Source organism: Kribbella sp. ALI-6-A (assembly GCF_001984195.1).
GTDB lineage: Bacteria > Actinomycetota > Actinomycetes > Propionibacteriales > Kribbellaceae > Kribbella.
On record NZ_MTQN01000010.1, the window covers coordinates 1,115,531 to 1,133,747 of the forward strand.

The window sequence follows — 18,217 nt, forward strand, 5'->3', positions numbered from 1 at the left end:
TGACGGCATGACTGCTTCCCTCCCGCCCGAGGTCCGCCGGCTGGTGGTCGCCACGCTCGTCAACACCTTCGGCAACGGCGTGTACGCCGCCGTCGGCGCGCTCTACCTGACCCGGGCCGCCGGCCTCTCGGTCGGCGAGGTCGGCCTCGGCCTCACCATCGCCGGACTGGTCGGCCTCGTCGCCAGTACGCCGCTCGGCATCGTCGCCGACCGCCTCGGACCGAACCGCGCGTACGTCGGCTTCCTGCTGCTGCAGGCCGTCACGATGACCGCGCTCACTCAGATCCGCTCGTTCGGTCTGTTCGTGGCGGTGGTCGGGGTGACCGCGATCGCGGACTCGGGACAGCGCGGCGCGAAGGGTGCGCTGATCGCCGGACTGGTCCCGGCCGACCAGCGGGTCCGGACGCGCGCACTGCTCCGGGTGACCACGAACATCGGGATGGGCGTCGGGATGGCGCTCGCCGGCATCGTGCTGGCGGTCGACCAGCGCGAGGTCTACCTGATCGCGCTGCTGGCCAACGCCGCGACGTACGTGGTGACGGCGGGGCTGGTGCAGTGGGGGATGACCCGGGTGCCGCCGGTGCCCTCGGCGGCCGGACCGTCGGCGCTGACCGCGCTCAAGGATCGTCCGTTCCTGGCGTTCGTCGCGCTCGACGGACTGCTCAGCATGCACAACGCGATGGCCCAGGTCGCGATCCCGCTCTGGGTGGCGACGGCAACAGATGCGCCGACCTGGCTGATCTCGGTGCTGCTGGTGGTCAACGCGGTCTCGGTGATCCTGCTGCAGCTCCGCGTTGCCCGAGGCACCGAACAGTTGGCGGGCGCGGCCCGGGCCGGACGCCGGGCGGGATTTCTGCTGGCGTTGGCCTGTGCGGTGCTGGCCCTCACCGACGTCACGTCGGGTGCTGTCACGATCGGACTACTGGTCGTTGCCGCGCTGGTCCACGTGCTGGGGGAGATGCTGCAGTCCGCGGGCGGCTGGGGAATCAGCTTCGAGCTGGCGCCGCCCGGCGGGCAGGGGCAGTACCAAGGGGCGTACGCGATGGGTACGCAGGTCGGCGATCTGGTCGCTCCGGTCGTGCTCACCGTCGTCGCGGTCAGCTGGGGCTGGCCGGGGTGGTTGCTCACGGCCACGATCTTTCTGGCGGCGGGCGCGTTGATCCCCGTCGCGGTCCGGCGGCACCGGCAGTGGGAGCCCGCGGAAGTCAGTCAGCTGGTGTGAGCACCTTCGGATGCAGCAGGTCACGCAGCTCGCGGGCCGCGGCGAAGCCGGCGCGGTTGCCGCCGATGGTGCTGGCGGACGGGCCGTAGCCGACCAGGTGGATGCGCGGATCGAGCACGGTGTGGGTGCCGTCCATCTTGATGCCGCCGGACGGCTCGCGCAGGTGCAACGGCGCCAGGTGGCCGAGGTCGGCGCGGAATCCGGTCGCCCACAGGATCGCGTCGACCTTCTGCTCGCGCCCGTCGGCCCACACCACGCCGTACGGCGTGATCCGCTCGAACATCGGCAAGCGCGTGTAAACACCCCGCTCGTACGCCGCGCGCTCCTGCTGCCGCAGCTGCAACCCGGTCACACTCACCACGCTCCGCGGCGGCAACCCGGCGCGCACCCGTTCCTCGACCTTCGCGATGATCTTCCGCCCGAGCTCCGGCCCGAACTCCTCGTCGGTGCGCCACACCGGCTCGCGCCGGGTCACCCACGTCGTCGTCGCGACCTCGGAGATCTCGGCCAGCAGCTGGACGGCGGACGCGCCGCCGCCGACGACGAGCACGTGTTGCCCGGTGAACTCCCCGGCGCCGTTGTAGTCGGCGGTGTGCAGCTGCCGTCCCTGGAAGGTCTCGATGCCCGGGTACCACGGGATGAACGGCCGGTTCCAGGTGCCGGTCGCGTTGACGATCGCGTCGGCCGTGTAGGTGTCGTGGTCGGTGGTCAGCACGAACCGCCCGTCCACCTCGCGCACGTTCTCGACGACGACCGGCCGCACGACCGGCAGCTCGAAGCGGGCCTCGTAGTCGGCGTAGTAGCGCGGCACGAACACGTTCGCCCGTTCGGCCCCGATGCTCGGCGGCACCTCCGCTCCGGGCAGGTTGGCGATGCCGTGCACGTCGTTCATGGTGAGCGAGTCCCACCGGTGCTGCCAGGCGCCGCCCGGTGCGTCGTTGCGGTCCAGGACCACCACCTCGTCGTACGGCGTGAAACCCATCCGGACCAGGTGGTACGCCGCCGACAGCCCGGCCTGGCCGGCCCCGATCACCACGACTTGGGTATCCACAACAGGTTCAACGCCACCGGCAGAGCGATGTCTTCCCGGATAACCTCCTGCCATGGACCTGACCACGGCGTACGGCTACCGGCTGGACTGGGTGGTGAGCTTCGTCGCCGTCGCCCGGTACGGCGGGTTCTCAGCGGCTGCGAAGGCCGTGTTCCGCGGGCAGTCGCGGATCAGCGAGCACGTCGCCGAGCTGGAGAAGGCGCTGGGCGTGCAACTGTTCGACCGGACCGCGCATCCGGTCGCATTGACACCGGAGGGACGGGCGCTGCTGCCGGCGGCCGAGGAGATCCTGCACCGGCTCGGCGAGTTGTCGACCGTGCGCGGGCAGGTCCGCTTCGGTACGTACCCGAGCGCGGCCGCCTGGCTGTTCCCGCAGGTCGCCGTCCGGATGCCGGAAGTCCGCCTGCTGCTCGTCGAGGGCCCGAGCATCGAGCTGGAACGCGCGCTCGTCCAGGGTGAGATCGACCTCGCGATCCGCCCGGTTCACCCGCTCGTGGTCTCCGAGTCCCTCGAACACCGCGTCCTGTGGCGCGAGCCGCTCGTCGCCGTGTTCGCGGCCCAGCACCCGTTGGCCACGCAGCCCTCGATCGGCCTCGCGGAGCTCGCCACCCTCCCGCTGATCTCGATCGGTGAGTCCTCCGGCGGCCGCCAGTTCGAGTCGCATCTGGCGTTCGCCTCGGCCGGTCTGAGCCCGGTCAGCGTCTACCGCACGAATCAGCCGCAAACCCTGCTGTCATTGGTCCGCCATGGCCTCGGCACGGGAGTCACCAACGCCCTCGCCGTCACCACGGCAAACCTGGACGGCGTCCGCCTGGTTCCGATTCACGACGCGGGCGTCGAGCGCCAGGTCGCCCTGTTCCTGCACCGCGACCGCCCCCGCACCCCGGCGCTGACCGCCGTGATCGACACCGTCACCGCGATCGACCCGCCGACCTGACGCGGCGGTCAGCGGATGAACTGGTCGACGTAGTCGGCGCCCAGGCCGTTGGCGGCGTAGTGGTCGCGGCAGAGCTGGATCTTGGTGAACGTGTCCTCGTAGCCGGTCTGGTGGCCTTCGGCGTCGACGTAGATCATCGCGCCGGAGATGTTGAAGAACGTGATCATCTCGCCGGTGTCCTCGGGCACGCGCAGGGTGTGGATCTCGCCGGGCGGCTCGTAGACGAAGGAGCCGGTCTCGGCGACCCAGTCGTGTTCGTCGTACTGCCACTTGCCCTTGATCACGTAGCCGAAGACCGCGCTGGGGTGGCGGTGGCGCGAGACGATGCCGGCGCGGGTGACCTTGAGCAGGTTGCACCACTGGCCGGTGATCGTGTTCAGCATCAGCGGACGGAACCACACGTCGGGGGCCTGCGGGACCCACAGACGGTCGTCGTCGGGAACGGCCTGGACGGCGATCTCCAGAGGGACGGCGTCGGAGATGGGGATCTGGCTCATGGGAGTTCTCCTTCAGGCGCTGAGATAGCCGCCGTCGACGGGCAGGACGGCGCCGGTGACGAAGCCCGCGTCGGGACCGGTGAGGAACGCGATCGCGCCGGCCACCTCGGCCGGCGTACCCCAGCGGGCCATCGGGGTGCGGCCGAGGATCCGTTCGGTCGCCGCCGGGTCGGCCTGCAGGGCGGCGGTCAGGTCGGTGGCGATCCAGCCGGGCGCGACGGCGTTCACCCTGATCCCGTCGGCTGCCCAGGCGACCGCGAGCGAGCGGGTCAGCTGCACGATGCCGCCCTTGCTCGCGCTGTACGCCGGGACCAGCGGGCCGCCGAAGAAGCTCAGCATCGAGGCGACGTTGACCACGCAGCCCCCGCGGACGGCGAGCGCGTCGTGCGCGGCCTCGGCAGCACGCATCGCGCCGGTGAGATTGATCGCCAGCACCTCGGCGAACACCTCCGGCCGGTGCTCGTCGCCGCGGCGGATGATCCCGGCGGCGTTGACCAGTACGTCGAGCGCGTCGTACGACGTGACGAGGTCCTCGAGCTCGGTCGGTGAGCGCAGGTCGAGCGCGCGCAACTCCGCCACCTGACGGAGCTCCGCCGGAGCCGCCTGCGGGTTCAGCCCGGCCGCGACCACGCTCGCCCCGTCGCGCGCCAGCCGCAGCGCGGCGGCGGCACCGATCCCGCTGGTGCCGCCGATCACCAAGACACTCCGATCCGGCATGCCCTCGATCCTGTCCGCCGCGACCGGCCGGCACCACCGCTACCCGAACGCCGGATCACCCCGATCCGCCCCGCCGTCCCACCGCTCCGCCCCGCCGTCCCACTGCTCCGCTCCGCCGTCCCACTGCTCCGCGATCGCGTCCGGCGAGCGCAGTTGCTCGCGTCCGAAGAAGCGTGCGCTATCGGCCTCAGTTCTTCGGACGCAACGGGAAAGAGAAAGCGGGGAAGCCGGGGGAGGGCCGGCTTCCCCGCTGCGGGGGGAGGGTGAGAGGCCGGGCGGGGGGAGGACCCGGCGTCTCGATGGATCAGTGGAAACTGTGGTCGATCCGGTGGTGGTAGCGCTGACCGGCCTTGCCGCCGATCACCGCGGCCAGCAGCGTCACGACCAGCACCGCGGCACCGAGGATCAGCCCGCCGCTGGTCAGGTCCGCCTCGGCGATCGGCACGGACGGCAGGTTGACCCGCTCCAGTACGTCGTACTGCGAACCGGCGAGCGCCCCGATCCCGGCGACGATCAGCGTCACCGCGACGCCGATGCCCCAGACGCCGAAGCCCTGGCGCGCGCCGTCGAAGCGCGCGAGCCGGCCGGCGACGTAGCCGCCGTTGTAGTAAGCGATCGCCAGGACCAGGAGCAGCAGCGCGCCGGACACGATGCCCACCGTGCCGGCCTGCTCGTCGAAGATCCCGCGGTCGATGCTGACGGCGTAGTCGACCGCCGCGGCGATCGCGCCGACGATCGCGGTCAGCAGCACGGTCAGGCCGACCGCGATCAGCCAGCCGAAGAAGGCCGAGCCGGCTTTGAACCCGCGGTAGACCGGGTTCACCTCGCCCTCGGTGGACGTCTTCACATTGGCCCGGTGCAGCGGCTTGCGGTCGTCGGCCGGTCCGTTCTCGACGACCGGCTGGGTCGCCGTACGGTCGGCGGTGAAGCGCTGCGCGGGCGGACCGACGCTCGTGTCGGTGTCGTCACGGTAGTGCTGGACCATGGCAGTTCTCCTCACAAGGACAGCCCCGTCTCTCACCACTCGTACCCTCCGTGCGCCCACCCATGCGCTGCGTCCGCACTGCGAGCTCACGCTCTCGCGCAGCGGACCCCGCGGACGCGACCGGCTCAGTCCAGCTCGCGGTCGATCTTGTCGTGGAAGCGCCGGCCGGCCCCGCCGCCGAGGATCGCGCAGACCAGCGTGAGCAGCACGATCGCGCCGGCGGTCGCCAGGGCGCCGTACCGGAGAAGATCCGGATCCAGCGTGCCCACGCGCAGCGGCAGGTCCGAACGGTCGAGGCGGCCGACCGCGTCGTACCAGACGTTCAGTGCGGCGCCGATCCCCGCGACGAACACCCCCACCAGCACCGTGATCAGCCAGACGCCGACGCCCTGCCGCTTCCCGTCGAACCGGGCCAGCCGGCCCGCGACGTAGCCGCCGCAGAAGTAGGCGAGGCTCAGTACGACGGTCACCCCGATCGCCGCGGCCAGTGCGACCTCGGTCGGGCGCCGCCGAGCGTCGGCCGCTGTGAAGTCGAGGACGTAGCCGGCCACGCCACCGAGGCCGGCGACGACCAGGACGAAAAACACCGTCATCGACAAGGCGATCAGCCAGCCGAAGAACGCGGCGCCGGCCTTGAAGCCCCGGTACGCCGGCCGCTCGGTCCCGAACTCCGGCTCGGCTTCCGGCGGGTCCGGAACGAGCCGGACGTTCGTCATCGCCCGGTGCGCCGCGGCCCGCGCCTCCTCGTAGCGCTGCGTGCTCTCGTCGGGTCGCAGGTCGGTCAGTGTGCCGGAGTCTTCGTACGGCTGGACCACAACTGTCTCCTCACAGGGGCGCCTCGTTCCGGGGCCTACCCAAGGAGTGCGTGACTCATTCCTTCGACCGGCAGACTTAACCGGCCCCTTGCGGATAGCGACGCGGAGTGAACACCAGCGACCCGGCCGGACGATCGACCGAGCGGGTCTGTGACGACCCGATCAGCAGCAGGCAGCGCATGTCGACCGTGGCCGGGTCGAGCTCGCCGAGCGTGGTGATCGTGACCGATTCGCTCGCTCCGCCGACGTCGCGGCCGACCACGACCGGCGTACCGGGGTCGCGGTGCTCGAGCAGCAGGTCGCGGGTCGCGGCGACCTGCCAGGTCCGCGACTTGGACGCCGGGTTGTAGATCGCGATCGCCAGGTCCGCCGTCGCGGCGGCGGTCAGGCGGGCGGCGATCACGTCCCACGGCTTGAGCCGGTCCGACAGCGACAGCACGCAGTAGTCGTGGCCGAGTGGAGCACCGGCGCGGCTGGCGACGGCCTGGGCGGCGGTCATGCCGGGCAGGACCCGGACGGCGATGTCGGCGTACTCGGGCTCGGCGGCGACCTCGGTGACCGCGCTGGCCATCGCGAAGACGCCGGGATCGCCGGAGGACACGACCACGACGCGCGATCCCTTGCGGGCCAGGTCGAGCGCGAAGGCGGCGCGCTCGGACTCCACCTTGTTGTCCGAGGGGTGCTTGCGCTGCCGGGCCCGGTCGGGCAGGCGGTCGACGTACGGGCCGTAGCCGATCACGTCGTCGGCGTTGGCCAGAGCGGCGCGAACTTCCGGCGTCATCCACTCGGGGCCGGCCGGTCCGAGGCCGACCACCGTGACGGAACCTTCCTCCAGCGGCCGGCCGGTGACCGGCGTCGCGAAGGTGTTGTTGATCGGGCTCGGCAGCAGGGCCAGCGAGAAGTACGGCACGGAGTCGGGGTCGACATCGGCCAGCGGCAGCGTCCGCTGCGCATCGGTGGTCGCGCGTTCGACGTACCAGGCCTCGTCGGCGCGACCGGCCAGCTCGAACGCCTCGCGCACGTTGCCGAAGGTGCGCCCGAGCTTCATCACCGCGGCCGCGTCGGTCTCCCGCAGCTTCTGCGCGAGGATGTCCGGCGGCAGCGTGCCGGGCAGCACGGTCAGGATCTCGTCGCGTTCGCACAACGGCCGGCCCAGGACGGCGGCGGCCGCGCTGACCGACGTCACACCCGGCACCACCTCGCAGTCGTAGCGGTCGGTCAGCCGCTTGTGCATGTGCATGTAGGAGCCGTAGAAGAGCGGGTCACCCTCGGCCAGTACGACGACGTCCCGGCCGGCGTCGAGGTGCGCGGCCAGCCGCGCGGCGCACTCGGCGTAGAAGTCGTCCATCGCGCCCTGGTAGCCGCCGGGGTGATCGGTCGTCTCGGTGGTCAGCGGGTAGACCAGGTGTTCCTCGAGCTGACCGTCGCGCAGGTACGGCGCCGCGACCGACCGGGCGATGCTCCGGCCGTGCCGCGCACTGTGGAACGCGATCACGTCCGCGGCGCCGATCAGTCGGGCGGCCTTCACGGTCACCAGTTCGGGGTCGCCCGGGCCGAGCCCGACACCCCACAGCCGTCCGGTCACTCTTCCTCACTAGCGATCGCGTTGATGGCGGCGGCGCTGATCGCACTGCCACCCCGGCGCCCACGGACGACCAGGTACTCCAGCCCCAGGTCGTTGGCCGCGAGCGCTTCCTTTGACTCGGCCGCACCGATGAAGCCGACCGGGATGCCCAGGACGGCGGCCGGCTTCGGCGCACCGGCCTCGATCAGCTCGAGCAGCCGGAACAACGCCGTCGGAGCGTTGCCCACGGCAACAACCGACCCTTCCAGCCGGTCGATCCAGAGGTCGAGCGCGGCGGCGCTGCGTGTGGTCCGCAACTGCTGGGCCAGCTCGGGCACGCGCGGGTCGCTGAGCGTGCAGACGACCTCGTTGTCCGCGGGCAACCGCCGCCGGGTGACCCCGGCCGCGACCATCGCCGCGTCGCAGAAGATCGGTGCCCCCTGCCGCAAGGCCTCCCGGGCGGCCTTCACCACGCCGGTCGACCAGGCCAGGTCGGCCACCAGATCTGTCATCCCGCAGGCATGGATCATCCGGACGGCGACCTGCGCCACGTCCGGCGGCAGGGCTCCGAGCGCGGCTTCGGCCCGGATCGTCGCGAACGACCGCCGGTAGATCTCGGCCCCGTCGGTCTCGTACTCGTACTGGCTCACCGCATCCTCATCACACTCTGCTCGGCGGTCACGGCGGCAGAGCCGTCGACCGAGTACCCGTCGGTCAGCGCGAGCACGTCCACGAAGTCTCCCGCAGGCTGCCCACACCGCCGCTCACAACCAGACCAGTGCACCGGCCGCCGCCCGGACGGCACCATCGCAGCCACCCGCCGCGCGTCCCGCCGTACGTCGGCCAACGCCTTTCCGCAGCCGGGACGGCCCGCGCAGGCGGTCATCCGGTTCCACGGCGACTCCTCGTCCACCACGAGGCCTGCTGCCACGAGCCGGTCGACGTCTCCGCCGACCACGACGACGGACCGCCAAGGGGTGACCCGCAGCTGTACCGCGTCGGCCAGTGCAGCAGCCTGTTCCTGGCCGAGACTTCCCAGCGGCACGGTGGCCACCAGCAACTCCGGGCCATGCATCCCAGCCCGCACAGCCTCGCCTTGTGGTGCCGACTGTCCAGCTGACTTGCTGTAGCCCAGTCTGCTCAGCACTTCGAGCACCCCGTCGGTCAGCTCGCCCAGCCGCCACGCAGCCGACTGCTGCGCCTCCCGCTCGTCCAGAAACGCCTCAGCCGCCTGCAGCATCACGCGCGGAGCATCCGCGGGGCTGAGCCGCACTCCGGTGTCCTCACCGGCCAGCAGCAGGGCCGCCTGAGCACCCGTGAACCGCACACCGACATCAGCGCCGATGGCGGCCAGGTCGCCACGCCCGTCGTCCAGCGTGAACAGGAACCGTCCCGGCAGCTCCGCCAATCGTGGAGTCGCACAGAGGTTGCGATCCAGGGCGGCCACCAGCGGCTGTACGTCGTACTGGCTGTGCTGGTCGAGCCCGGACAGGGGAGAGGCGAGGATGTTGCGGACGCGCTCGTGAGTGAGCGACGGGAGCAGACCGGCGTCGTACAGGCGGTCGGAGAGTTCCTTGGGTGCTCCGGGCCGCAGGGCGCGGATCTGGATGTTGCCCCGCGAGGTCAGCTCCAGGTTCCCGTCGCCGAGGTCAGCGGAGGCGGCGGCGAGTACGCGCAGTTGCGCAGGGCTCACCACGCCGCCCGGCAGCCGCACGCGGGCCAGCCCACCGTCAGCCGCCTGATGCACGGAGAGCACGCCAGGACAGCGGTCCGGTTCACTCCTCCCAGCGCTGGTCACAGCCGTGATGCTACGTCCCGCCCACCCCCTGTGTTCTGCGTCACGGACTCCAGCGCCAGCACTCCCACCATCAGCAAGGCGGTCAGCCCGCCGGCCACCATCACGACCGACACCGTCGTCCGGTCGAGCAACAGGCCGCCCACCAGCGCGCCGGCCGACAGCGTCGCCTGGAACGACGAGGTGAACAGCACGGTCGCCGCCTCCCGAGCCTGCGGAGCCGCCGCGGCGAACCAGCTCATCGAGGAGACCGGCACCGCGCCGTACGCGAGTCCCCACACGACCAGCAGTCCGGCCGCGCCGAGCGTCGTCCGGCCGGCCAACGGCAGCAGCAGCGTTGCCAGCGCCAGCATGCAGGCCGCGCCGCCGAAGGTGAGCCGCAGCCACCGGTCGACAGTCAGACCAGCCACCGCGTTCCCCACCAGCCCCGCGACCCCGTAGACCAGCAGCAAGGTGCTCATCAGCTCCGGCCGGACACCGGTCACGTCGCGCAGGAACGGCGTCACGTACGTGTAGGTGCCGAAGTGAGCGACCACGATCAGACAGGTCGCCACCAGCCCGACCTGCGTCTGCCTGAGCCGCAGCACCTCCCACAGCACCGCAAGTCTGGTGACCTGCTCAGCCGGCAGTGGCGGCACGAAGACCACCAACGCCATCAGCACCAGCACACTCAGCCCACCGAGCACCACGAACGGCAGCCGCCACCCACCGAGCTCGCCGAGCCACGTTCCCGCCGGTACGCCGAGCACCGACCCCAGCGGCACGGCCGAGAAGATCACCGCGGTCGCGCGTCCGACCTGATGCTCCGGCACCAGCCGCCCCGCCAGCCCGGCCCCGATCGACCAGAACCCGCCGATCACCAGCCCGACCAGCACCCGTGACACCAGCTCCAGCCAGTACACGTCGGCCACCGCCGCCAGGACGTCAGCTCCGGCCAGCACGACCATCAGCACCCCGAGCATCAGCCTGCGATCGACCCGCCCGGTCGTCACGGTCACCACCGGAGCCGCCACGGCCGCGACCAGTCCGGGCGCCGTCATCAGCCATCCCGTCCGGCCGGGCGAAAGACCGAAGTCCTGGCCGATCGGCGTCAGCAGCCCGATCGGCAGGATCTCGACGGTGACGATCGAGAAGATCCCCAGTGTCACCGCCACGACGCCGAGCCACCGGAACACCGGCGTACGTACCAATGCAGCACCAGACATGCCACCACTCCAGCTGGTTGCCAGCAGCAACTCCGGCGGTTTCGCGCCGTCCTGGTACTACGGTGGTCACTCCGACCCGTGCGAACTGGACGAAGGCCTGACCATGCCTCTGCGCGACCGCCCGTGGCCCGCCGCCGATGCCACGCTGCGCGAGTCCGTGCTCGGCTTTCTGCAGGCCGTTCACACCACCGCCGTCAACAAGCTGGACGGGCTGGACGAGCAGCAGGCCCGCGCGACGCCGCTGCCGACGTCCCCGGCGATGAGTCCGCTCGGTCTGGTCAAGCACCTGACAGCCGTCCAGCGCGAGCACGTCCAGCGCCGGATCGGCGGCCAGGAGCTGCCGTCGCTGTGGCGGTCCGACGACTACGACTTCGAGTTCCGGATCGGTCCCGACGAGACGATCGCCTCGGTGATCTCCGCGTACGACGACGAGTGGGCCCGCTCCCAGCAGACCCTGGCCACGGCCGACTGGTCAGCCTTCGTGCCGGGCGGCGACGAGCCGGTCAGGGTCGAGCGGATCCTCACCGACGTACTGCAGGAGTCGGCGCGGCATCTCGGCCACCTGGACATCCTGCGCGAGCTGATCGACGGTGCGCGCGGCGAGTGAACGCTAGCGGTGGTTGCGGCGCAGCAGGTAGGTGTCCATGATCCAGCCCTTGCGCTCGCGGGCCTCGGCGCGGACCTGCTCGATCTCGGCGGCCACCTCGGACAGCTTGCCGGACACCAGCAGCTCGTCCGGCGTCCCGAGGTAGGCGCCCCAGTAGATGTCCGCATCCTGGTCGGTGTGGGCGGTGAACGCGGTCTGGGCGTCGAGCATCACCACGACGTCGTCGACCCCGTCCGGCCAGCTCTGCGCGAGCCGCCGGCCGGTGGTCACCTGGATCGGCTTGCCCACCTGGTTCAGCCCGATCCGGTGCCGGGCGGCGAGCGCAGAGACGCTGCTGATGCCCGGGATCACCTCGACACCGAACGTCAGCTCACCCCGTGCCTGGATGTCCTCGAGGATCGCGAGCGTGCTGTCGTAGAGGGACGGATCGCCCCAGACCAGGAACGCGCCGACCTGGTCGCCGGTCAACTCGCGCTCGATCATGCCGGCGCACACGTCGGCCCGGCGCCGCCGCCAGTCGTCCACCGACTCGACGTACGCCGAACTCGTCCGGTCCCGGTCGGGGTCGCGGCCCACGACGACCTTCGCCTCCGGCGCGTGCCGCTGGAGGATCTCGGTCCGCAGGTCCACCAGCTCCTGCTTGACCTCGCCCTTGTCGAGCACGAAGAACACGTCGGCCCGCTCCACCGCCCGCACCGCCTGCAGGGTCAGGTGGTCCGGATCCCCGGCCCCGATCCCGATCACCAAGATCTCCATGCCGCGGAGCCTAGTGACCGGCTGCCGGGCGGTGGGGGAGCGGGGTTGTCGGTGGCGGCTCGTACGCTCGGTCTCAGCGGCTCGTCGAGGGCCGCCCGACCACCAGGGAGACGCGTGCCGACCGCCGAAGAAATGCTCAGCACCAGCTCGGTGGCGGCCTTGGGGTCGATCCTGCACGAGGTCGATCCGGCGCTGCGGTTGACGGCTCTGCGCGCCGCTCCGGCGGCCCTGCCCGGTACGACGTTCAGCGAGCGCGGCCGGCTGGTTCGCGACGCGCTGCTCGCCGATCTGCCGCCAGGCTTCGAGCCGGTCGACGAGCTGTTCCGGGCCGCCCTGACGCGCGAAGACTTCACCGGCTGGATGATCTGGCCGGTCACCGAAGCCGTCGCGGTCCGAGCGACCGAAGCGGTCGCCGGCGAAGCCGTCACCGCCGGCGCGACTGCCGGATCCGCGTCGGCGACCACCGCCGGATCCCCGTCCGCCTCCGCTCACCCGGCGGACTTCGAGCGCGGGCTCGAGCTGCTCGCGCTGCTCACTCCTCGCCTCACCGCCGAGTTCGCATTGCGGACCTTTCTCTCGGCCGACCTCGACCGCACCCTCGCGATCGTCACCACCTGGACCGACCACCCCGACGAACACGTCCGCCGCCTCGCCACCGAAGGCACCCGTCCACGTCTGCCCTGGGCCAAGCAGGTCCGCGATATCCTCGCCCGCCCCGCCGTCACCCGCCCGATCCTCGACGCCCTCCGTCGCGACGACTCGTCGTACGTGCGCCGCTCGGTCGCCAACCACCTCAACGACGTCAGCCGCGCCGACCCCGCTCTCGCCGTACAGGTCGCGGCCGCCTGGCTCGACGACCCCGCGCCGACGACTCCGCAGCTCGTCCGGCACGCACTCCGCACGCTGATCAAAGCCGGCGACCCCGACGCGCTCGCGCTGCTCGGCTACGCCCCACCGGCCGGCCTCACCGTCGACGGCCCGGCGCTGTCGACCGACGGCGTCACCGTGGGGGAGTCCCTCGAGTTCTCCTTCGACGCGCGCAACCACGGCGCCGACGAGGTACGCCTGGCGATCGACTACGTCGTCCACCACGTCAAGGCCAACGGCACGCTCGCGCCCAAGGTCTTCAAGCTCACCACCCGCACGCTGGCCCCCGGCGAGTCGATCCGGCTGGCCAAGCGGCATTCGTTCAAGCCGATCTCCACTCGCCGGTACTACCCCGGCGAGCACGCCCTGGAGTTGCAGATCAACGGCCGGCCGTTCGGTCGCGCCACCTTCACCCTCTCCACGGAAGGCAGCCGATGACCATCCCGACCCCGCCCGACCCGACCGTCGCCGAGACCGTCAAGCACCTGCCGCACGCGATCACGGCGTACCTGCGCGAGACCCAGCCCGGGCGCAAGGCGAACTTCCACGACCTGCTGCCGGCCTTCGCCGAGGACGCCACGGTCCTGGACGACGGCCAGACCTACACCGGCCACGACGAGATCCGGCACTGGCGCGAGACCGCCGTCTCGGAGTACACCTACACCTCCGAGCTCACCCACGCCGAGAAGCTCGACGACTCCCACTGGGTGCTCACCCACCACCTGGAAGGCGACTTCCCCGGCGGCCAGGTCGACCTCATCCACCGCTTCACGCTGGCCGACGACGTGATCATCTCGCTGGAGATCGCGCCCTGATCACCGCGCGGTCAGCTGGTCCAGCACGGCCTGCGTGAAGCTCGCCGTCGTCGCTGTCCCGCCGAGATCGGGCGTGCGGACCTCCCGGGCGGCCAGTACGCCGGCGATCGCGGTCTCCACCTCGGCGGCGGCTTCGGGATGGCCGAGGTGGTCGAGCATCATCGCGGCGGTCCAGATCGCGCCGATCGGGTTGGCGATCCCGCGCCCTGCGATGTCCGGCGCCGAGCCGTGCACGGGCTCGAACAACGACGGGAAGTCGCGTTCGGGATTGAGGTTGGCGGCCGGGGCGATCCCGATGCCGCCGGCAACGGCCGCGGCCAGGTCGCTGAGGATGTCGCCGAACAGGTTCGAGGCGACGATCACGTCGAACCGCGCGGGATCGAGCACCAGCTTCGCGCTCAGCGCGTCGATGTGCTCCTGGTCCCAGCGCACATCCGGGTGCAACTCGGTGCGCTCGGCAACGATCTCGTCCCAGAACGGCATCGTGTGCACGATCCCGTTCGACTTGGTGGCCGAGGTCACGTAGCCGGTCCGCTGCCGGGCCGCGGCCTCGCCGTACCCGCGCCGCCGCTCGGCCAGCGCCAGCCCGTAGTCGACCAGCCGGGTCACCCCGGCGCGGGTGAACACGGCCTGCTGGACCGCGAGTTCCTCGGGCAAGCCGCGGCTCATCCGCCCGCCGATCTCGCTGTACTCGCCCTCGACGTTCTCCCGGACCACGACCAGGTCGACCTCGCCCGCGACCGCGCGGCGTACCGGGCTGTCGAGGCCTTCGAAGACCCGGATCGGCCGCAGGTTCACGTACTGCTGGAACTGCCGCCGGATCGGGATCAGCAACCCCCACAACGACACGTGATCCGGTACGCCGGGAAAGCCGACCGCGCCGAGGAAAACCGCGTCGTGGCCGCGGATCCGGTCCAGGCCGTCGGCCGGCATCATCGAGCCCTCGGCCAGGTACCGCTCGCAGGACCAGTCGAACTCGTCGTACCCGAAGCTGATCGCGTGCCGCCGCCCGACGGCCTCGAGCACGCCGAGCGCGGCGGGCACCACCTCGCGGCCGATGCCGTCGCCGGGGATGAGGGCGATCCGGTGCGTCGTCATGGCTCGATCAGATCAGCGATCGGCCCGCCGCGTCCACGACCGGTCCACGTTCGGTCCGCGTCCGGTCGGCCTCCGGCGAACTCGGCGCCGCTCGCCGATTGCCGGGCCGGATCGGGAAGCATCGTGGACGCTCGGGTGTTGACCGGTGGCAGACTGCAACGAGAGGACTCACTTTTCATGGACATCGGTCTGCAGATCCCCGACTTCACCTGGCCGAACGGCGCGAGCATGCTCGGGCCGGAGCTCGCGGCCGTCGCCCGTACTGCCGACGAGGCCGGCTTCGGGTACCTCGCGGTGATGGACCACTTCTTCCAGATCAGCGTCGTGGGCCCCACCGAGAACGACATGCTCGAGGCCTACACGACGCTCGGATTCCTGGCGGCGCACAGCGAGCGCGCCAAGCTGCTGACCGTGATCAGCGGTGTGCACTACCGCGAGCCTGGGCTGCTCGCGAAGGCGGTCACCACGCTGGACGTGCTGTCCGGCGGGCGCGCGATGCTCGGCATCGGCGCCGGCTGGAACGAGGAGGAGTCGCGCGGCCTCGGGTTCCCGTTCCCGCCGCTGGCCGAGCGGTTCGAGCGGCTGGAGGAGACGGTCCGCTACATGCTGCAGATGTGGTCCGCCGACGACGGGCCGTTCGCGGGCAAGCACTACCAGGCCGACCGGCTGCTGAACGTGCCGCAGGCGCTCAGCCGGCCGCATCCGCCGATCATGATCGGCGGCGGTGGCGAGCGGAAGACGCTGCGCCTGGTCGCCCAGTACGCGCAGGCCTGCAACCTGTTCAACACGCCTGACCTGGAGCACAAGCTCGACGTCCTGCGGCAGCACTGCGACACCGTCGGCCGCGACTACGACGAGATCACCAAGACCGTGTACCAGCCGCTCGACCCCGGCGCGAACGGCGAGAAGACCCAGCAGCTGATCGACGAGCTCGGCCGCCTGCACGGCCTCGGTGTCCAGGTCGCGATCGGCTCGGTCCCGGACGTGCAGCAGCTGGACCGGTTGCAGCGCATCGGCACCGACGTCATCCCGGTCGCCGCGGCCTTCTAGCGCAGGGATCCGGACCGGGGCGACGGTAGGCTGAAACGCATGGAGCGGGTGCTGACGGCGAAGGGTGCCGCGACGCGGCAGCGGATCGTCGACGGGGCCGCGCTGCTGATCCGCGAGCAAGGTGTGGCGAACGTCGGGCTGGACGACATCCGCGCCGTGACCGCGACCAGCAAGAGCCAGTTGTTCCACTACTTTCCCGACGGCAAGGCCGACCTGATGCTGGCGGTCGCGCGCCGGGAGGCCGATCAGGTGATCGCCGAGCAACTGCCGGAGCTCGGCGATCTCACCACCTGGCGCAAGTGGCAGGCCTGGCGCCGGCGGGTCATCACGATCTACGACGAGCAGCGCGACGGGTGTGCGCTGTCGGCGTTGACCGGGCAGCTCGGGACGGGCGGTACGGCCACGCGGCAGATCGTCAAAGACCTGCTCGACCGCTGGCTGGAGTACCTGGTCCGCGGCGTCGAGGCAGCACGGGCGTCGGGTGAGATCGACGCGTCGGTCGACCCGAGCCGAGCGGCGACGGCGATCCTGACCGCGGTCACCGGCGGCGCGACGATGCTCGTCGCCACCGGCCGGATCACCTACCTGGAGACCGCGCTGACCGAGGCGATCGAGGACCTGCGCCGCCCGAGCTAGGACTTGTTCTCGCGCCACTCGCGTTCGAACGGCAACCGCCAGGCCCGCGGCGCGATCAGCTGGTGGATCGCGTTCGGTCCCCAGGTGCCGGGCGCGTACGGCTTGACCGGCGGTGGGTCCTCGAGCAGCAGCGTCGAGTTCTCCCACAGCGACTCGATGCCCTCGGCGGTGGTGAACAGCGTGTGGTCGCCGCGCATCGCGTCCAGGATCAACCGCTCGTAGGCCTCCAGTACGTCGGCCGCCGATTCCGTCTCCTGGGTGGAGAACTGCATCGACAGCTTCTCCAGCCGGAACCCCGGCCCGGGCCGCTTGCCGTAGAACGACAGCGAGACCCGCGACGAGTCGGCCAGGTCGAAGGTCAGGTGATCCGGTCCCTGCGATCCGACGCCGGAGCCGGCCGGGAACATCGTTTTCGGCGCCTCCTTGAACGCGATCGAGATGATCCGCATCCCCTCGGCCATCCGCTTGCCGGTGCGCAGGTAGAACGGCACGCCGGCCCAGCGCCAGTTGTCGATCCCGACCTTCATCGCGATGAACGTCTCGGTGTCGGAGTCCGGCGCGACACCGTCCTCGTGCCGATAGCCGCTGTACTGGCCGCGGACGACGTCGGCCGGCTGGATCGGCAGCATCGAGCGGAAGACCTTGTTCTTCTCCTCCGAGATGGCCCGCGGCTCCAGCGCCGTCGGCGGCTCCATCGCGACGAACGCGAGCACCTGCAGCACGTGCGTGACGACCATGTCCTTGAACGCACCGGTCGGCTCGTAGAAGGTGGCCCGCTGGTCCAGGCCGAGCGACTCGGGGATGTCGATCTGGACGTGGTCGATGAAGTTGCGGTTCCAGATCGGCTCGAACAGGCCGTTGGCGAACCGGAAGGCGAGGATGTTCTGCGCCGCCTCCTTGCCGAGGAAGTGGTCGATCCGGAAGATCTGCTCCTCGTCGAAGGTCTCGTGCACGAAGTTGTTCAGCTCGACCGCGCTGGCCAGGTCGTCGCCGAACGGCTTCTCCATCACCACCCGGGCCCGGTCGACCAGGTCGGCGTCGCGCAGCATCTCGATCACCGAGTGCGCGGCCTTCGGCGGCACCGACAGGTAGTGCAGGCGGCAGGTGTCCGGACCGAGCAGTGCCTCGGCCTTGTGCACCGCCTCGGCGAGTCCGGCCGGCCCGGCGTCCCGCGCCACGTACTCCAGCCGGTCGGCGAACTGCTCCCACTCCTGTTCGGTGAGCTTGTGCATCCCGTAGGTGTCGACCGCCAGCCGCGCGCGGGCCCGGAACTCCTCGTTGGTGAGCTGCTCGGTCGCCGTACCGATGATCCGTACGTCGGGCGCGAACCGGGACTGCTGCAGGTAGGCCAGCCCCGGCAGCAGCTTGCGCTTGGCCAGGTCACCGGTCGCGCCGAACAGCACGATCACGTGCGGCGCCAGCGGCTCCGGTCCCCGCCGCGACGGCCGCGATCCGGGCGCGGGATAAGCGATCGTCTGGCTACGGTCTGGCATGCGGTCCTCCTGGGGACGCGAAGCTGGTGCACCACTCGAAAGTGTAGGCAGTCGCGGGCTTCGCGTCGGAGACGTCGTCAACTCGTACGGTGGAGGTGTCCGTCACG

At 71.0% G+C, this 18,217-nt stretch carries 19 protein-coding genes; 7 read left to right on the forward strand and 12 right to left on the reverse strand.

Annotated features, from left to right (window positions below):
- The first annotated feature begins 7 nt into the window (after positions 1–7).
- Complete coding sequence (locus BWI15_RS19640; RefSeq protein ID WP_077015817.1) at positions 8–1,222, forward strand: MFS transporter; 1,215 nt, start codon at positions 8–10, stop codon at positions 1,220–1,222.
- Here the strand turns inward: BWI15_RS19640 and BWI15_RS19645 are convergent.
- Positions 1,206–2,327: an FAD-dependent oxidoreductase gene (locus BWI15_RS19645; protein ID WP_077015818.1), complete on the reverse strand. Its 1,122-nt coding sequence runs from the start codon at positions 2,325–2,327 to the stop codon at positions 1,206–1,208. The two genes, BWI15_RS19640 and BWI15_RS19645, sit on opposite strands and share 17 nt — an antisense overlap.
- Between BWI15_RS19645 and BWI15_RS19650 the strand changes: the two genes are divergently transcribed.
- Complete coding sequence (locus BWI15_RS19650; RefSeq protein ID WP_077015819.1) at positions 2,326–3,210, forward strand: LysR family transcriptional regulator; 885 nt, start codon at positions 2,326–2,328, stop codon at positions 3,208–3,210. The genes BWI15_RS19645 and BWI15_RS19650 overlap by 2 nt on opposite strands.
- Before the next feature lie 8 nt (positions 3,211–3,218).
- Here BWI15_RS19650 and BWI15_RS19655 read toward each other — a convergent pair whose 3' ends face one another.
- From BWI15_RS19655 to BWI15_RS19690, 8 genes are all read right to left on the reverse strand, one after another.
- Complete coding sequence (locus BWI15_RS19655; protein ID WP_077015820.1) at positions 3,219–3,707, reverse strand: 2,4'-dihydroxyacetophenone dioxygenase family protein; 489 nt, start codon at positions 3,705–3,707, stop codon at positions 3,219–3,221.
- A gap of 12 nt (positions 3,708–3,719) precedes the next feature.
- The gene (locus BWI15_RS19660; RefSeq protein WP_077015821.1) at positions 3,720–4,424 is read right to left on the reverse strand and encodes an SDR family NAD(P)-dependent oxidoreductase; all 705 of its coding nucleotides are present in this window, start codon (positions 4,422–4,424) and stop codon (positions 3,720–3,722) included.
- A 304-nt stretch (positions 4,425–4,728) separates the two neighbouring features.
- The gene (locus BWI15_RS19665; RefSeq protein ID WP_077015822.1) at positions 4,729–5,409 is read right to left on the reverse strand and encodes a hypothetical protein; all 681 of its coding nucleotides are present in this window, start codon (positions 5,407–5,409) and stop codon (positions 4,729–4,731) included.
- Between the two features lie 125 nt (positions 5,410–5,534).
- Entirely contained in the window at positions 5,535–6,224 is a 690-nt protein-coding gene (locus BWI15_RS19670) for a hypothetical protein (protein WP_143465705.1), read from the reverse strand.
- Positions 6,225–6,300: 76 nt separating this feature from the next.
- Positions 6,301–7,809 (reverse strand): precorrin-2 C(20)-methyltransferase, encoded by a 1,509-nt coding sequence (locus tag BWI15_RS19675; RefSeq protein WP_077015823.1) that lies wholly within the window; start codon positions 7,807–7,809, stop codon positions 6,301–6,303.
- Positions 7,806–8,438, reverse strand: a complete 633-nt coding sequence (locus BWI15_RS19680; protein WP_077015824.1) for a precorrin-8X methylmutase — start codon at positions 8,436–8,438, stop codon at positions 7,806–7,808. Before BWI15_RS19680 ends, BWI15_RS19675 begins: the two co-directional genes overlap by 4 nt.
- Entirely contained in the window at positions 8,435–9,535 is a 1,101-nt protein-coding gene (locus BWI15_RS19685) for a precorrin-3B synthase (RefSeq protein ID WP_237771359.1), read from the reverse strand. The genes BWI15_RS19680 and BWI15_RS19685 overlap by 4 nt, the downstream gene beginning before the upstream one ends.
- A gap of 47 nt (positions 9,536–9,582) precedes the next feature.
- Positions 9,583–10,788, reverse strand: a complete 1,206-nt coding sequence (locus BWI15_RS19690) for an MFS transporter (RefSeq protein WP_077015826.1) — start codon at positions 10,786–10,788, stop codon at positions 9,583–9,585.
- Between BWI15_RS19690 and BWI15_RS19695 the strand changes: the two genes are divergently transcribed.
- Positions 10,787–11,395, forward strand: a complete 609-nt coding sequence (locus BWI15_RS19695; RefSeq protein ID WP_202817684.1) for a DinB family protein — start codon at positions 10,787–10,789, stop codon at positions 11,393–11,395. The two genes, BWI15_RS19690 and BWI15_RS19695, sit on opposite strands and share 2 nt — an antisense overlap.
- Positions 11,396–11,398: 3 nt before the next feature.
- On the opposite strand, the gene cobF is transcribed toward BWI15_RS19695, so the two are convergent.
- Positions 11,399–12,151, reverse strand: coding sequence for a precorrin-6A synthase (deacetylating) (cobF, locus tag BWI15_RS19700; RefSeq protein ID WP_077015827.1), 753 nt, complete (start codon positions 12,149–12,151; stop codon positions 11,399–11,401).
- Positions 12,152–12,265: 114 nt separating this feature from the next.
- Between cobF and BWI15_RS19705 the strand changes: the two genes are divergently transcribed.
- A complete protein-coding gene (locus BWI15_RS19705; protein ID WP_077015828.1) occupies positions 12,266–13,456 on the forward strand; it encodes a DNA alkylation repair protein in 1,191 nt (396 codons plus the stop codon).
- Positions 13,453–13,833, forward strand: a complete 381-nt coding sequence (locus tag BWI15_RS19710; protein ID WP_077015829.1) for a nuclear transport factor 2 family protein — start codon at positions 13,453–13,455, stop codon at positions 13,831–13,833. The genes BWI15_RS19705 and BWI15_RS19710 overlap by 4 nt, the downstream gene beginning before the upstream one ends.
- Here the strand turns inward: BWI15_RS19710 and BWI15_RS19715 are convergent, their stop codons facing one another.
- On the reverse strand, positions 13,834–14,931 hold the full coding sequence (locus BWI15_RS19715) for a tartrate dehydrogenase (protein ID WP_077015830.1): 1,098 nt from the start codon (positions 14,929–14,931) through the stop codon (positions 13,834–13,836).
- Positions 14,932–15,108: 177 nt separating this feature from the next.
- On the opposite strand from BWI15_RS19715, the gene BWI15_RS19720 reads away from it, so the two are divergent.
- Together BWI15_RS19720 and BWI15_RS19725 are read left to right on the forward strand one after the other, a co-directional pair.
- On the forward strand, positions 15,109–15,981 hold the full coding sequence (locus BWI15_RS19720) for an LLM class F420-dependent oxidoreductase (RefSeq protein ID WP_077015831.1): 873 nt from the start codon (positions 15,109–15,111) through the stop codon (positions 15,979–15,981).
- Between the two features lie 39 nt (positions 15,982–16,020).
- Positions 16,021–16,617, forward strand: a complete 597-nt coding sequence (locus BWI15_RS19725; protein ID WP_077015832.1) for a TetR/AcrR family transcriptional regulator — start codon at positions 16,021–16,023, stop codon at positions 16,615–16,617.
- On the opposite strand, the gene zwf is transcribed toward BWI15_RS19725, so the two are convergent.
- Complete coding sequence (gene zwf, locus BWI15_RS19730) at positions 16,614–18,110, reverse strand: glucose-6-phosphate dehydrogenase (RefSeq protein WP_143465706.1); 1,497 nt, start codon at positions 18,108–18,110, stop codon at positions 16,614–16,616. The two genes, BWI15_RS19725 and zwf, sit on opposite strands and share 4 nt — an antisense overlap.
- Positions 18,111–18,217 lie beyond the last annotated feature (107 nt).

What these genes read in the sequence shown, in the direction of transcription:
- BWI15_RS19640 (WP_077015817.1), top strand. Translation starts at nt 8, where the DNA reads ATGACTGCTTCCCTCCCGCCCGAGGTCCGCCGGCTGGTGGTCGCCACG.
- BWI15_RS19650 (WP_077015819.1), top strand. Translation starts at nt 2,326, where the DNA reads ATGGACCTGACCACGGCGTACGGCTACCGGCTGGACTGGGTGGTGAGC.
- BWI15_RS19645 (WP_077015818.1), bottom strand. Translation starts at nt 2,327, where the DNA reads ATGGCAGGAGGTTATCCGGGAAGACATCGCTCTGCCGGTGGCGTTGAA.
- BWI15_RS19655 (WP_077015820.1), bottom strand. Translation starts at nt 3,707, where the DNA reads ATGAGCCAGATCCCCATCTCCGACGCCGTCCCTCTGGAGATCGCCGTC.
- BWI15_RS19660 (WP_077015821.1), bottom strand. Translation starts at nt 4,424, where the DNA reads ATGCCGGATCGGAGTGTCTTGGTGATCGGCGGCACCAGCGGGATCGGT.
- BWI15_RS19665 (WP_077015822.1), bottom strand. Translation starts at nt 5,409, where the DNA reads ATGGTCCAGCACTACCGTGACGACACCGACACGAGCGTCGGTCCGCCC.
- BWI15_RS19695 (WP_202817684.1), top strand. Translation starts at nt 10,787, where the DNA reads ATGCCACCACTCCAGCTGGTTGCCAGCAGCAACTCCGGCGGTTTCGCG.
- BWI15_RS19690 (WP_077015826.1), bottom strand. Translation starts at nt 10,788, where the DNA reads ATGTCTGGTGCTGCATTGGTACGTACGCCGGTGTTCCGGTGGCTCGGC.
- cobF (WP_077015827.1), bottom strand. Translation starts at nt 12,151, where the DNA reads ATGGAGATCTTGGTGATCGGGATCGGGGCCGGGGATCCGGACCACCTG.
- BWI15_RS19710 (WP_077015829.1), top strand. Translation starts at nt 13,453, where the DNA reads ATGACCATCCCGACCCCGCCCGACCCGACCGTCGCCGAGACCGTCAAG.
- BWI15_RS19715 (WP_077015830.1), bottom strand. Translation starts at nt 14,931, where the DNA reads ATGACGACGCACCGGATCGCCCTCATCCCCGGCGACGGCATCGGCCGC.
- BWI15_RS19720 (WP_077015831.1), top strand. Translation starts at nt 15,109, where the DNA reads ATGGACATCGGTCTGCAGATCCCCGACTTCACCTGGCCGAACGGCGCG.
- BWI15_RS19725 (WP_077015832.1), top strand. Translation starts at nt 16,021, where the DNA reads ATGGAGCGGGTGCTGACGGCGAAGGGTGCCGCGACGCGGCAGCGGATC.
- zwf (WP_143465706.1), bottom strand. Translation starts at nt 18,110, where the DNA reads ATGCCAGACCGTAGCCAGACGATCGCTTATCCCGCGCCCGGATCGCGG.